Genomic DNA, 13,663 nt, shown 5'->3' on the forward strand with positions numbered 1-13,663 from the left:
TCGTCACTCAGGGACATAGTTCACCTACGCTCCGTGACGACCAGCGCGGATGCGGGTACGGAACGCGTCCGGAGGATCGCGCACCGTACCCGAAGCGGATCAGGCGCTTGCCGTGCCCGTTGTGAGGACCACGTTGGCGAGCGGCTCCCGGTTCACGAAACGGCGCAACTGGTCCGTCAGAAGGCGCTCGGCGCGCGGCCGGAAGGCGGATGTGGGGCCGCCGACGTGCGGGCTGATCAGCACGCCCGGAGCGCGCCACAGGGGGTGGTCCGAGGGCAGCGGCTCGGGATCGGTGACGTCGAGGGCGGCGGTCAGGCGGCCGCTGTCCAGCTCGGTGAGCAGCGCCTCGGTGTCGACCACGGCGCCGCGCGCGACATTCACCAGCAGCGCGCCGTCCTTCATCCGCGCCAGGAAGTCCGCGTTCACCAGTGCGCGCGTGGACTCCGTCAAGGGCGTGGACAGGACGACGACATCGGCCTGGGGCAGCAGGGCGTGAAGATCGGTGAGCGGGTGCACCGGACCGCGCTCCGTGGTGCGCGCGGAGCGCGCCACGCGCGCCACCCGCGCGACCTCGAAGGGCACGAGCCGGTCCTCGATGGCGGCCCCGATCGAGCCGTACCCGACGATGAGGACGTTCTTGTCGGCGAGGGCGGGGTGGAAGCCTCCGCCCCACTCGCCCCGGTCCTGGGCCCGGACGAACTCGGGTACGCCGCGCAGCGAGGCCAGGACGAGCGTCAGGGCGAGCTCGGCGGTACTCGCCTCGTGCACTCCGCGCGCGTTGCACAGCCGGACACCCGGCGGCAGGTGCCGCAGGCCCGGCTCCACCTGGTCGGTGCCGGCGGACAGCGTCTGCACGACCCGTACGGAACTCATTTGGGGCATCGGGCGCAGACCGACACCTCCTGGCCTCATGTACGGCACGACGTAGAAGACGCAGTCGGCGGGGTCCGCCGGGAACTCCTCGGCGCCGTCCCAGAAACGGTAGGAGGGCCCCTGCGGAAGCCCCGCGATCTCGTCCGGCGGAATGGGCAGCCATACGTCAGCAGTCATGCTCAGGAGGCTATGCCAGGGGCGTGCGGCGCCAGAGGTTAGGTTGGTGGGCCCCGAGAGAGGGAGGGTTACGGCCAAGTGGAGCGCAGGACGATCGGCGCGGCGGCACTCGCGGTGGGGGCCGTCGGACTGGGGTGCATGCCGATGAACTGGGCGTACAGCACGTCGCGGCACCGGGGCGCGGAGTCGCTCAGGGCCGTGCACCGGGCGCTGGACCTGGGCTCGACGCTCCTGGACACGGCCGACATGTACGGCCCGTTCACCAACGAGCTGCTGCTGGGACGGGTGCTGAAGGAGCGGCGGGCCGACGCCTTCGTCTCGACGAAGGTCGGTCTGCTGGTGGGCGACCAGCACATCGTGGCCAACGGCCGCCCCGGCTATGTGCGGCGGGCGTGCGACGCCTCGCTCAGACGGCTCCAGACGGACGTGATCGACCTCTACCAGTTGCACCGTGCCGATCCCGAGGTCCCGGTCGAGGAGACCTGGGGGGCGATGGCGGAGCTCGTGCGGGCCGGGAAGGTGCGGGCGCTCGGCCTGTGCGCGGTCGGAGCGCGCGGCCGGCGCCGGTCCGGTGCGCGGCTGCACGACGGAACGATCCGGCAGCTCGAGCGGGTGCAGCAGGTCTTCCCGGTCAGTGCGGTGCAGGCGGAGCTGTCGGTGTGGTCGCCTCAGGCGCTGGAGTCGCTGCTGCCGTGGTGCGCGGAGCGCGGGGTCGGCTTCCTGGCGGCGATGCCGCTGGGCAACGGCTTCCTGACCGGCACGCTCACCCCCGGCCAGGGGTTCGAGCCGGACGACGTGCGGGCCCGGCACCCCCGTTTCACCGCCGAGATGATGGCCGCGAACCAGCCGATCGTGGCCGGCCTGCGGCGTACGGCCGCCCGCCACGGCGAGGACGTCACCCCCGCCCAGGTGGCCCTGGCCTGGGTCCTGGCCCAGGGCCGCCACGTGATCCCGGTCCCCGGGACCAAGCAGGAGCGCTGGGTCGCGGAGAACGCGCACGCGGCGGGGCTGCGGCTGACCCCCGACGACCTGACGGAACTGAGCCGTCTGCCACCGGCCCGGGGTTCGTGGGACTGAGCCGGGCCCCGGACCGTCCACCGCGGGTGGGATTTTCGGTGATCGGGAGCCTGGGAGGCGTTCGCGGGGTAAGACAGGTGGAAGCCGCCGCGTGAAGGGACGAAGATCGTGCAACTTCGAGCTGTGACGGGCGTGCTGGCAGCCGCCCTGCTGCTGACGGCCGGCTGCTCCTCCGGAGCCTCCTCGGCCGGTGGGAACGGCGCGGCACCCGGTCGTACGACCGCGGTGGCCTCGCCCTCCGGGCAGGCCTCCACGGAGACCGCGCCGCCGGCCAAGGGCTCGGTGAAGGTCCTGCGCACGGTCGCGGAGGGCCTGAACAGCCCATGGGGACTGGCCCCGCTTCCCGGCGGTGGTCTCCTCGTCTCCTCCCGCGACCGGGCCACGATCACGCGGATCGACGAAAGAACGGGCCGGAAGACCGAGCTGGGCAAGGTGTCCGGGGTGTCTCCGGAGGGCGAGGGCGGGCTGCTGGGCATGGCGCTCTCCCCGGACTACGCCTCCGACCACATGATCTACGCCTACTTCACCTCTGCCTCGGACAACCGCATCGCCCGGATGCTGTACGACGACAGGAAGCCGCCCGGTATGCAACTGGGCGCACCCGACACGATCTTCAAGGGCATCCCCAAGGGGGTCATCCACAACGGCGGCCGCATCGCCTTCGGCCCCGACAGGATGCTCTACGCGGGCACGGGCGAGACCGGTGACCGGGGCCTGGCCCAGGACAGGACGTCCCTGGGCGGCAAGATCCTGCGGCTGACCCCGGACGGCCGGCCCGCCCCGGGCAACCCGTTCCCCGACTCCCCCGTGTATTCGTACGGCCACCGCAATGTGCAGGGCCTGGCCTGGGACGGCAAGCAGCGTCTCTTCGCCTCGGAGTTCGGCCAGGACACCTGGGACGAGCTGAACGCGATCAAGCCCGGCGACAACTACGGCTGGCCGGACGCGGAGGGCAGGTCGAGCGATCCGATGTTCCACAACCCGGTGACCCAGTGGCACACGGACGTGGCCTCCCCCAGCGGCATCGCCTACGCCCGGGGTTCCATCTGGATGGCGAGCCTGAAGGGCGAGCGCCTGTGGCGCATCCCCCTGCGCGGCACCGAGCTCTCGGCGGCCCCCGAGGCCTTCCTGACCGGTACCTACGGCCGTCTGCGCACGGTGGCCTCGGCGGGCGGCGACAAGCTCTGGCTGATCACCAGCAACACCGACGGCCGCGGCACTCCGAAGAAGGCCGACGACCGGATCCTGGAACTGGAGGTGAAGTAACCACCGCCCCCCGACCCCAGGCCCTGGCCCGGCCCTCACTCCCGGCCGGTTTCGGCCTCCTCCACGGGAGGCTCGGGCGGACGTACGACGACCTTTCCCGGAGGCGAGGTCGATCGGCCCGCGCCCGGGATCGTTGTCCCCGACGTCCTCCCGGGTCAGCTCCAGCCGGTTCTGCTCGTCCCGGGTGTGCTTGCGGCCGGGCGCGAACAGTTCCTCGAAAACGTTGAACACGACTTCCCTCCCGGTCGGTGCCTTGCCGTCAGCCCGCGACCAGCCGGTCCTCGGCCCCGGGGGGGAACATGCCCAGCCGGTGGGCCAGTGCCGCCGCCTCCCCGCGGCCCGAAACACCCATTTTGGCCAGGATGTTGGAAACGTGGACGCTGGCCGTCTTCGGCGAGATGAACAGTTCCTCGGCTATCTGCCGGTTGGTGCGGCCGGCGGAGACCAGCCGCAGGACGTCGCGTTCCCGGCCGGTCAGGCCCAGGGACTCGACGGGGTCGGCGGAATCGGAGGGGTGCTGCGGAGCGCCGGTCAGGGCGAGGCGGGCGCGCCGGGCCAGCAGGGAGACGGAGTCGGCGAGCGGGCGGGCGCGCAGGTGCTCGGCGACGGCGTGCGCCAGGCGCAACAGCTCGGTGGCCCGGTCCCGCTGGGCCTCGTCGGTGCCGAGCAGGACCTCGGCGAGGCGGCAGCGGACGCGGGCGAGGTCGTAGGGGCGCTCCAGCGTCTCGAAGGCGGCGACGATCCCGGCCCACTCCTCCGGGCAGCCGCGGCCCTCGGCGTGCAGCAGTTCGGCGCGCACCCAGCGTTCGTACGCCTGCCAGACGGGGACGTTGGTGGTCAGCGACTTGGCGGCGCCCCGGATCAGCTCCAGGGTCTCGGCGCGTCCGGGACCGGCGACGGGCAGCCCTGCCGCGCGGGTCTCCACCGTGGCGGCGGTGAGCAGCAGCGGCCAGCCGTAGCGCTGGGTGCCGGGCGGGAAGCCGTCGTCCAGGACGCGCTGGAGTTCGGCGCGGGCGTCCAGCAGGCGGCCCTCGCCCGCGGCGACCGCGATGGCGATGCGGGCGAGCGGCAGGGCGTGCTGGGGCGCGTTGTCGTGGGCACCGAAGTTGTCGAGGGCGTCGCTCAGTTGGCCCGAGGCTTCGGTCAGGTCGCCGCGTTCGAGGGCGAGTTCGGCGCGGACGCGGGCATGGAAGCCGCGCGGCTTGGCGCTCTGGCCCACCCGGCGGGACCGGGAGGCGGCCTCGGCGGCCTCCTCCCAACGCCCCAGGGAGAACAGCGACTCGGCGAGGTTGCCCCACACCCAGGCCTCGCTGTCCAGCAGGCCGAAGCGCCGGGTGAAGGCGATGCCCTGTTCCATGAGCGGCACGGCCTCGCGGGAGCGGCCGACGGACTCCAGCTCGGAGGGCAGGTTGACGTAGGAGCGGCCGGCGACGGCGGCCATGCGGTCGCCGACCGTGCGCCTGTTGACCTCGTACATTTCGGCGAGGCCCGCCTCGACGTCGCCGGCCTGGACCATGAGGCCGCCCAGGGTGAGCCGCGCGGTCATCTCGATCTCGCGGGCGCCGACCATGCGGGCGTACTCCACGGCCCGTTCGGCGGCGGAGAGGGCGTCGGGGCCCGGCACGTGGACCATGGACCACTGGGCGACGTTGGCCAGCACCTCCGCGTGGACCTCGGACGGCGGCAGCCCGCGCACGAGGTCCTGCGCGGTGCCCAGTTCCTGCCATCCGTCGCCGTGGGCCTTCGCCTGGACCAGTTTGGAGCGCTGGATCCAGAACCAGGCGGCGCGCAGGGGGTCGTCGTCCTTCACGAGGCGCAGCGCCCGCTTGATGATCTTCAGGGCGCGGTCCCGCTCCCCGCAGAAGCGGCCCGCGACGGCGGCCTCGGCCATCAGGTCGAGGAAGGTCAGCGGGGTGGTCGCCGGATCGCCGCCGCAGGGCGGGTAGATCTCGGTGCAGTCGGCGGGCCGCAGCCGGGCCCGTACCTCTTCCGGTGCGGCGTCCCACAGCTCCATCGCCCTTTCCAGCAGCCGCAGTTGCTCGCTGTAGGCGTGGCGGGCGCGGGCCGCGACGGAGGCGTCGAGGACGGCGGGCAGGGCCTTGGCCGGGTCGTGGGCGTGGTACCAGTAGCTGGCCAGCCGGGTGACCCGCTCGTCGCACGGCACGAGGGTGGGGTCGGCCTCCAGGACTTCGGCGTAGCGGCGGTTGAGACGGGTGCGCTCGCCGGGCAGCAGGTCGTCGCCGACGGCCTCTCGCACCAGGGAGTGCCGGAAGCGGTAGCCGTCCCCGGTCGGGGCGGCGATGAGGATGTTGGCGTTCACGGCGCCCCGCAGCGCCTCGATGAGGTCGTCCTCGGCGAGCCGGGCGACGGCCGCGAGCAGCCGGTGCTCGACGGTCGACCCGCCCTCGGCGGCGATCCTGACGATCCGCTGGGCGGGCTCGGGCAGCGTCTCGACCCGGACGAGCAGCAGGTCGCGCAGGGAGTCGCTGAGGCTGGTGCGGCAGCCCTCGTGAGCGGCGACGGCGAGTTCCTCGACGAAGAAGGCGTTGCCGTCGGAGCGTTCGAAGATCTCGTCGACCTGGGCCGGGTCCGGTTCGGTGGCGAGGATGCCGGCGATCTGCCGGCCCACTTCCTGCCGGGTGAGGCGGGCGAGTTCGAGGCGGCGGACCGTGCGGAGCCGGTCGAGTTCGGCGAGCAACGGCCGTAGCGGGTGGCGGCGGTGGATGTCGTCGGAGCGGTAGGTGGCCAGGACGACGAGGCGGCCGGTGCGCAGGGTGCGCAGGAGGTAGGCGAGCAGGTGCCGGGTGGAGGCGTCGGCCCAGTGCAGGTCCTCGAGGGCGACGACGACGGTGTGGTCGGCGGCGACGCGCTCCAGCAGGCGGGCGGTGAGTTCGAAGAGGCGGGCCATGCCCTCCTCGTCGTGCCGGCCGGTGCCTCGGGCGGGGGCCGGCTCGCCGAGTTCCGGCAGCAGCCGGGCGAGTTCCTCCTCCTGTCCGGCGGCCGCGGCGGCGAGTTCGCCGGGCAGTTCACGGCGCAGGGCGCGCAGGGCGGCGGAGAAGGGGGCGAACGGCAGTCCGTCGGCGCCCATCTCCACACAGCCGCCGAGTGCCACGACGGCGCCGGCGCGCGCGGCGGCGCCGGCGAACTCCTCGACCAGGCGGGTCTTGCCGACGCCCGCCTCACCGCCGAGCAGCAGGGCCTGCGGCTCTCCCCGGGCCGCGCGGGCGAGCGCGTCGTGCAGCGTGCTCAACTCGTCGGCGCGGCCGACGAACACGGGACTGACGGACCTGGTCTCCACATGCCCGAGCATCGCACGCGGGTCCGGCGGCGCGGCACCCGTTTTCCGCGCGGCGGGCGGAAGGCCCCGGTCCACCCCCGTGGAGCCGGGACCTTCCTGACCGCCGGGATCCCGCCGGCCCGTGTTCACGCCGCTCGGGTGAACCGGTGCCGGTGCGGGCGGTGGGTATGGGGCTCCGCCTCGGCGGTCCGTCCACCGGCCGAGCGGCGGGCGGCACGGCGGGCGCGCAGGAACGCACGGACCAGGCGGTCCCGCTCGGCGATGCGGCCGAGTTCGGCGGAGCGGAGCAGGTGCAGTTCGTAGTGGAACACGGTGTCTCCCTGGTGAGCGGTGGTTCCGGCGTCGCTTTCCGCGATGCCTCCACTGTCGTCTCCCAGGGGGTGCGGCCACATCGGGAGAGTGCCGCATCTTCCCCGTGCGGGGTGCCTTAGGCGCGTGTGCGGCGGGCCGCGGCGGGTCTAAGGCACCGGGCGGGACGGGTAAGGCGGCCACGACCCGGCCGGGACCGGCGTAAGGCGCGGACGGCGGAGCCCCGGCCGTCTCAGTGACCCTCGCGCGCGTGCCTCACGCCGCTCGGGGGCGGGCACCGACCGCTCCGGCGCGCCACGGCTCCGGGGACGCGGTTCGGCTCCGTCACGCAGGGGTGTCGCGTACGTCCTGCCGCGTCTCCTTCGCCAGTTCGCCCACGACGTCCGTGAGCCTCTCGTGCGCGGCGCGGCACTCGGGCGGCTCGATGCTGATCCGGGGCAGTACGCGGTCGAGCCGGCGCGGCAGCCACCAGTTGGCGCGGCCGAGCAGGTGCATCAGGGCGGGCACGAGCAGGGTGCGCAGCACGAAGGCGTCGAGGGCGACGGCGGAGGCGAGCGCGATGCCGAACATGGCGATCACGCGGTCGCCGCTGAGCACGAAGGCGAGGAAGACCGAGATCATGATGACCGCGGCGGAGTTGATCACCCGGCTGGTCTCGGCGAGGCCGACGCGGACGGCCCGCCGGTTGTCGCCGGTCTCCAGCCACTCCTCGTACATCCGGCTGACCAGGAAGACCTGGTAGTCCATGGAGAGCCCGAAGAGCACCGAGACCATGATCACGGGCAGGAAGGGCTCGATCGGTCCCGCCCGGCCGAGGCCGAGGAACTCGCTGCCCCAGCCCCACTGGAAGATCGTGACGACGACGCCGAACGCGGCGGCGACGGCGGCTATGTTCATCGCGGCGGCCTTCAGCGGGATGCCGAGGGACCGGAAGGCGAGCAGCAGCAGGACGCAGCCGAGGCCGACCACCACGCCGACGAACAGCGGCAGTCTGCCGATGATCACGCCGGCGAAGTCGTCGTATCCGGCGGTGACCCCTCCGACGTGCAGGTCGAGCGCGGTGCCGGTCTCGGCGCGCGGCAGCACATCGGTGCGCAGCCGCTGGACGAGGTCGCTGGTGCGCTGGGACTGCGGCGCGGAGTCGGGAACCACGGTCAGATAGGCGACGGTGCCGCTGGAGTTGTAGGTCGCCGGAGTCACCGCGGCGACGCCCTCGGTGCCGCGCAGGGTGGTGTCGAGGTTGTCCAGGGCGAGTCTGCCCTCGGCCCCGTCCACCCGGGTCACCAGGGTGAGCGGCCCGTTGACGCCCGGCCCGAAACCCTCGGCGACGAGGTCGTACGCCTTCCGGGTGGTCGAGGTGCCGGGGTCGTTGCCCTGGTCGGAGGTGCCGAGATGCAGGGAGAGCGTGGGCAGCGCCAGCACGGTGATGACGGCGAGGGCCACGACGCCGAGCGCCTTGGGGTGGCGTTCGACGAAGGCCGACCAGCGGGCGGCGAACCCTGTGGGCACCTCTGGTTCGGGCCCGTGCTCGGCCAGCCGGCGCCGTTCGCGGCGGCTGAGGGCCCGCGGGCCGACGAAGGACAGCAGCGCGGGCAGCAGGGTCACCGAGGCGGCGACGGTGAGGACGACGGTCAGGGAGGCGGCGATCGCCACGCCGTTGAGGAAGCCCAGTCTGAGGATGAGCATGCCGAGCAGGGCGATGCACACCGTGGCGCCCGCGAAGACGACGGCGCGTCCGGTGGTGGCGACGGCGTTCGTGACCGCCTCCGTGGGGGTGAGCCCGCGTTTCAGCCCGCGCCGGTGCCGGGTGACGATGAACAGCGCGTAGTCGATGCCGACGCCGAGGCCGATCAGCATGCCCAGCATGGGCGCGAAGTCGGCGACCGTCATGGCGTGCCCGAGGAGGCCGATGGCGGCGTGCGCGGTGCCCACGCTCAGCAGCGCGCTGGCGATGGGCAGCACGGCCGCGGCGAGCGAGCCGAAGGCGATGAGCAGCACCCCGGCGGCGACGAGCACGCCTACGATCTCGGCGGTGTGGTCGCCGGAGGCCGCGGTGAGGCTGATCGCGCTGCCGCCGAGTTCCACCTGGAGCCCGTCGGTGCCGGCCGCCTTGGCCGCTTCGACCACGGCCTCGGCCTGGGGCTTGGTGATGTCCTGGGACGGGCGGGTGAAGGTGACGGTGGCGTACGCGGTGCGCCCGTCGTGGCTGATCCGGTCGGAGCCCTGGGCGCCCTGGTCCGTGTAGGGACTGGCCACGGACGCCACCTGGGGCAGCGCGGCGATCCTGTCCAGGGTGCGGGTCATCGTCTGCTCGACGTCCGGGGCGCGCACCGTGCCGGACGCGGTGTGCCAGACGACCGTGTCACTGTCGCCGCCGAGTCCCGGGAAGCCCTCCTTGAGCAGCTGGGTGGCGCGTCCCGACTCGGTGCCGGGGACCTCGTAGTCGTTGGAGTAGGCGGAGCCGGTGACCGAGGCGGCCGCGGTGATCCCGCCGAAGGCGAGCAGCCAGAGCAGTACGACGACGAGGCGGTGCCGGACACACCAGCGCGCTAGGGCTGCCACGAACGTGCTCCCAGGGTGATTTGTGGATCTTTGACCGGGAACAGACATCCGTGATCGGAACGGCCCGCAAAGAACGCATGAGCAATCTGAAGCCACTCTTGCAGGCAAAAATGATCGTTTAACCCGTTCGTGGGACGATTCACATCAGTGCGACCCAATTCACAGGACAATCGGAGGGACTCCGTCGCCCCGCCGGACGTTTGCCGCGCGGCCCTCGCGAATCCATCGCCGCTACACCGCCGGTCCACCGCCGGTCCACCGCACGGTCAGTCGAGCTGGTCGCCGAGCGCCATCACCATCGTCCCGGCGATCAGCAGCCACAGCGCCCGCCGGGTGCGTCCCCGGGCGCCGATGAGGGCCGCCACGGCGCAGACGGCGGCGCCCGCGGCGTAGGCGGCCGGGACGAGCGCGGAGGCCGCGGACAGCCGCAGCAGCGAGGCGGCGAGTCCGGCGAGCGTCAGCAGGGCCCCGGTGCCGGCAGCGGTCCACCGGGCACGGCGCGCGACCTCGGCGGGGTCCTCCGGTTCGTCCTCGCCCTCGGCGTCGCTCCCGGCACCGTCTACGGCGGCGGCCCCGGCGCCGTCCTCGTCCACCGCATCGCCCTCGCCCACGTCGACGTCGCCCTCGGGGTGGTCCTGCGGTCCGGGCGCCTCGATGTCGTCGGCCCCGGATATCTCGGGGTGCGTTCTGGAATCGGCGCGTCCACTCATGGCGCGCGAGCGTAGCGCCTCCGTCCGGCGGCACCGACGGGGGGTGGGCCGCGGACCCCGCGCGGGCATGACGCGGGGGGTGCACCGGAACCGGTGCACCCCCCGAGACGGTTCGCGGGCTCAGCCCTCGACGCCGAGCTTCTCCAGGATCAGCTCCTTGACGCGGGCCGCGTCGGCCTGGCCGCGGGTGGCCTTCATGACCGCGCCGACCAGGGCGCCGGCCGCGGCCACCTTGCCGCCGCGGATCTTGTCCGCGACGCCCGGGTTGCCGGCGATGGCCTCGTCGACGGCGGCGGTCAGCGCGCCCTCGTCGGAGACCACCTTCAGGCCGCGCTTGTCGACGACCTCGTCCGGGGTGCCCTCGCCGGCGAGGACGCCCTCGATGACCTGGCGGGCCAGCTTGTCGTTCAGTTCGCCCCCGGCGACCAGCTCGGTGACCCGGGCCACCTGCGCCGGCGTGATCGACAGCTCGTCCAGCGCCTTGCCGGACTCGTTGGCGGCACGCGCCAGCTCGCCCATCCACCACTTGCGGGCGGAGGCGGCGTCCGCGCCCGCGTCGATCGTGGCGACGATGAGGTCCAGGGCACCGGCGTTGAGGATGGCCTGCATCTCGGTGGCCGAGACGCCCCACTCCTCGCGGAGCCGGTTGCGGCGCACCAGCGGCAGCTCGGGCAGCGCGGCGCGGATCTCCTCGACCCACTCGCGCGAGGGCGCCACCGGGACCAGGTCCGGCTCGGGGAAGTACCGGTAGTCCTCGGCCTCCTCCTTGACGCGGCCGGAGGTCGTGGACCCCGTGTCCTCGTGGAAGTGGCGGGTCTCCTGGATCACCGTGCCGCCGCCGTTCAGCACGGCGGCGTGGCGCTGGATCTCGAAGCGGGCCGCGCGCTCCACGGACCGCAGCGAGTTGACGTTCTTCGTCTCGGAGCGGGTGCCGAACTTGTCGGCGTCCTTGGGCATCAGCGACAGGTTGACGTCGCAGCGCATCTGGCCCATCTCCATCCGGGCCTCGGACACGCCGAGGGCCCGGATGAGTTCGCGCAGCTCGCGGACGTAGGCCTTGGCCACCTCCGGGGCCCGCTCGCCGGCGCCGGTGATCGGCTTGGTGACGATCTCGATCAGCGGGATGCCGGCGCGGTTGTAGTCGAGGAGCGAGTGGGACGCGCCGTGGATGCGGCCGGTGGCGCCGCCGACGTGCGTCGACTTGCCGGTGTCCTCCTCCATGTGGGCGCGCTCGATCTCCACGCGGAAGGTCTCGCCGTCCTCGAGCTGCACGTCGAGGTAGCCGTTGAAGGCGATCGGCTCGTCGTACTGGGAGGTCTGGAAGTTCTTCGGCATGTCCGGATAGAAGTAGTTCTTCCGGGCGAAGCGGCACCACTCGGCGATCTCGCAGTGCAGCGCGAGGCCGATCTTGATGGCGGACTCCACGCCGGTCGCGTTGACGACCGGGAGCGCGCCGGGCATGCCGAGGCAGGTCGGGCAGGTCTGGGTGTTCGGCTCGGCGCCGAGCGCGGTCGAGCAGCCGCAGAACATCTTGGTGGCGGTGCCGAGTTCGACATGGACCTCGAGGCCCATGACGGGGTCGTACGACGCCAGCGCGTCCTCGTACGACACCAGGTCGGTCGTGGTGGTCACGGTGAAAACTTCCCTCTCAGCCCAGCAGGACGTCGTCGTCGCCCAGCCGCTTCAGCTCGCGGTAGAGGATGGCGAGGCCGGTGACGATCGCGACGGCGGACACGGTGGCGTCGATCAGGCGCAGCGTGTCGTGCTCGGCGCGGGCCTTCTTGATCTGCTTGGCGACACCGACCGCGCCGAACGCGGTGGTGGCCATGGACAGGTACGTGCCGGACTTGGACTTCTTGAAGCCCTTGGCCTTGGCGAGTGCCTTACTCACAGCGACGGAGCCTCCTCGAGCAGCGGGTGACCCCACTTTTCCACGAAGGCGGCCTCGACGGCGGCACCCACCTTGTACAGCCGGTCGTCCTTCATCACCGGGGCGATGATCTGCAGGCCCACCGGGAGGTTGTCCTCCGGGGCGAGACCGCAGGGCAGCGACATGGCCGCGTTGCCCGCCAGGTTGGTCGGGATGGTGCACAGGTCGGCGAGGTACATCGCCATCGGGTCGTCGGCGCGCTCGCCGATCGCGAAGGCGGTGGTCGGGGTCGTCGGGGAGACGATCACGTCGACCTGCTCGAACGCCTTGTCGAAGTCCCGCTTGATCAGGGTGCGGACCTTCTGGGCGCTGCCGTAGTAGGCGTCGTAGTAGCCGGAGCTCAGCGCGTACGTGCCGAGCATGATCCGGCGCTTGACCTCGGCACCGAAGCCCTCCTCACGGGTGAGGGAGGTGACCTCCTCGGCGGAGTGCGTGCCGTCGTCGCCGGTGCGCAGGCCGTAACGCAGGCCGTCGAAGCGGGCCAGGTTGGACGAGCACTCGGACGGCGCGATCAGGTAGTACGCCGACAGCGCCAGGTCGAAGGACGGGCAGTCCAGCTCGACGATCTCGGCGCCCAGCTCCTTGAGCAGCTCGACGGACTCGTCGAACCGCTGGATGACGCCGGCCTGGTAGCCCTCGCCGCGGAACTGCTTGACGACACCGACGCGCATGCCGGCGACGCTGCCGTTGCGGGCGGCCTCGACGACCGGCGGGACCGGCTCGTCGATGGAGGTGGAGTCGAGCGGGTCGTGCCCGGCGATCACCTCGTGCAGCAGGGCCGCGTCCAGGACCGTACGGGCGCAGGGGCCGCCCTGGTCGAGGGAGGAGGAGAAGGCGACCATGCCGTAGCGGGAGACCGCGCCGTACGTCGGCTTCACGCCGACCGTGCCGGTGACGGCGGCCGGCTGGCGGATGGAGCCGCCGGTGTCGGTGCCGATGGCGAGCGGGGCCTGGTAGGAGGCGAGCGCGGCGCTCGAACCGCCGCCGGAGCCGCCGGGGATCCTGGTGAGGTCCCAGGGGTTGCCGGTGGGCCCGTAGGCGCTGTTCTCGGTGGAGGACCCCATGGCGAACTCGTCCATGTTGGTCTTGCCGAGGATCACCACGTCGGCGTCCTTCAGCCGCTTGGTGAGCGTCGCGTCGTAGGGCGGGATCCAGCCCTCGAGGATCTTGGAGCCGACCGTGGTCGGCACGCCCTCGGTGGTGAAGATGTCCTTGAGCGCGAGCGGCACGCCGGCCAGCGGGCCGAGCTTCTCGCCGCGCTCGCGCTTCGCGTCGACGGCGCGGGCCTGCGCGAGCGCGCCCTCGCGGTCGACGTGCAGGAAGGCGTGCACCTTCTCGTCGACGGCCTCGATCCGGGCCAGGTGCGCCTCGGCGACCTCGACGGCCGTGAGCTCGCCGGAGGCGATCTTCTCGGCGGTCTCGGCGGCGGTGAGCCTGATGATGCTGTTCATGTCCGTCACG

General features: G+C 72.6%; 10 protein-coding genes and 1 pseudogene. 2 read left to right on the forward strand and 9 right to left on the reverse strand.

The genetic code is table 11. The features are described 5' to 3' along the window. Positions 1-99 precede the first annotated feature (99 nt). Positions 100-1,050 (reverse strand): 2-hydroxyacid dehydrogenase, encoded by a 951-nt coding sequence (locus ACIOWN_RS29455; protein WP_362354214.1) that lies wholly within the window; start codon positions 1,048-1,050, stop codon positions 100-102. 78 nt (positions 1,051-1,128) lie between these two features. Here ACIOWN_RS29455 and ACIOWN_RS29460 point away from each other — a divergent pair, with 78 nt between their 5' ends. Together ACIOWN_RS29460 and ACIOWN_RS29465 are read left to right on the forward strand one after the other, a co-directional pair. Further along, positions 1,129-2,127, forward strand: coding sequence for an aldo/keto reductase (locus ACIOWN_RS29460; RefSeq protein ID WP_401983804.1), 999 nt, complete (start codon positions 1,129-1,131; stop codon positions 2,125-2,127). A 108-nt stretch (positions 2,128-2,235) separates the two neighbouring features. Beyond that, complete coding sequence (locus ACIOWN_RS29465; RefSeq protein WP_362354218.1) at positions 2,236-3,393, forward strand: PQQ-dependent sugar dehydrogenase; 1,158 nt, start codon at positions 2,236-2,238, stop codon at positions 3,391-3,393. A gap of 147 nt (positions 3,394-3,540) precedes the next feature. On the opposite strand, the pseudogene ACIOWN_RS29470 reads toward ACIOWN_RS29465, so the two are convergent. The 8 genes and pseudogenes from ACIOWN_RS29470 to gatA form a co-directional block, all read right to left on the reverse strand. Further along, positions 3,541-3,741, reverse strand: a pseudogene (locus tag ACIOWN_RS29470) (DUF6191 domain-containing protein); the annotation flags it as partial. Next, positions 3,653-6,703, reverse strand: a complete 3,051-nt coding sequence (locus ACIOWN_RS29475; protein WP_401983806.1) for an AAA family ATPase — start codon at positions 6,701-6,703, stop codon at positions 3,653-3,655. The gene ACIOWN_RS29475 and the pseudogene ACIOWN_RS29470, both read right to left, overlap by 89 nt. 113 nt (positions 6,704-6,816) lie before the next feature. Beyond that, positions 6,817-7,002 carry a hypothetical protein gene (locus ACIOWN_RS29480; protein WP_401983808.1) on the reverse strand — a complete coding sequence of 62 codons (186 nt, stop codon included), beginning with the start codon at positions 7,000-7,002 and terminating at the stop codon, positions 6,817-6,819. Between the two features lie 322 nt (positions 7,003-7,324). Continuing rightward, positions 7,325-9,562 (reverse strand): MMPL family transporter, encoded by a 2,238-nt coding sequence (locus ACIOWN_RS29485; protein WP_362354226.1) that lies wholly within the window; start codon positions 9,560-9,562, stop codon positions 7,325-7,327. Positions 9,563-9,828: 266 nt separating this feature from the next. Next, positions 9,829-10,272: a hypothetical protein gene (locus ACIOWN_RS29490; RefSeq protein WP_362354228.1), complete on the reverse strand. Its 444-nt coding sequence runs from the start codon at positions 10,270-10,272 to the stop codon at positions 9,829-9,831. A gap of 120 nt (positions 10,273-10,392) precedes the next feature. Next, positions 10,393-11,904: an Asp-tRNA(Asn)/Glu-tRNA(Gln) amidotransferase subunit GatB gene (gene gatB, locus ACIOWN_RS29495; RefSeq protein ID WP_362354230.1), complete on the reverse strand. Its 1,512-nt coding sequence runs from the start codon at positions 11,902-11,904 to the stop codon at positions 10,393-10,395. A gap of 16 nt (positions 11,905-11,920) precedes the next feature. Further along, positions 11,921-12,163, reverse strand: a complete 243-nt coding sequence (locus ACIOWN_RS29500; RefSeq protein WP_100572134.1) for a hypothetical protein — start codon at positions 12,161-12,163, stop codon at positions 11,921-11,923. Then, on the reverse strand, positions 12,160-13,662 hold the full coding sequence (gene gatA, locus ACIOWN_RS29505) for an Asp-tRNA(Asn)/Glu-tRNA(Gln) amidotransferase subunit GatA (protein ID WP_326804222.1): 1,503 nt from the start codon (positions 13,660-13,662) through the stop codon (positions 12,160-12,162). Before gatA ends, ACIOWN_RS29500 begins: the two co-directional genes overlap by 4 nt. Position 13,663 lies beyond the last annotated feature (1 nt).

This window comes from Streptomyces sp. NPDC087787 (genome assembly GCF_044743035.1).
In the GTDB taxonomy this organism is placed as follows: domain Bacteria; phylum Actinomycetota; class Actinomycetes; order Streptomycetales; family Streptomycetaceae; genus Streptomyces.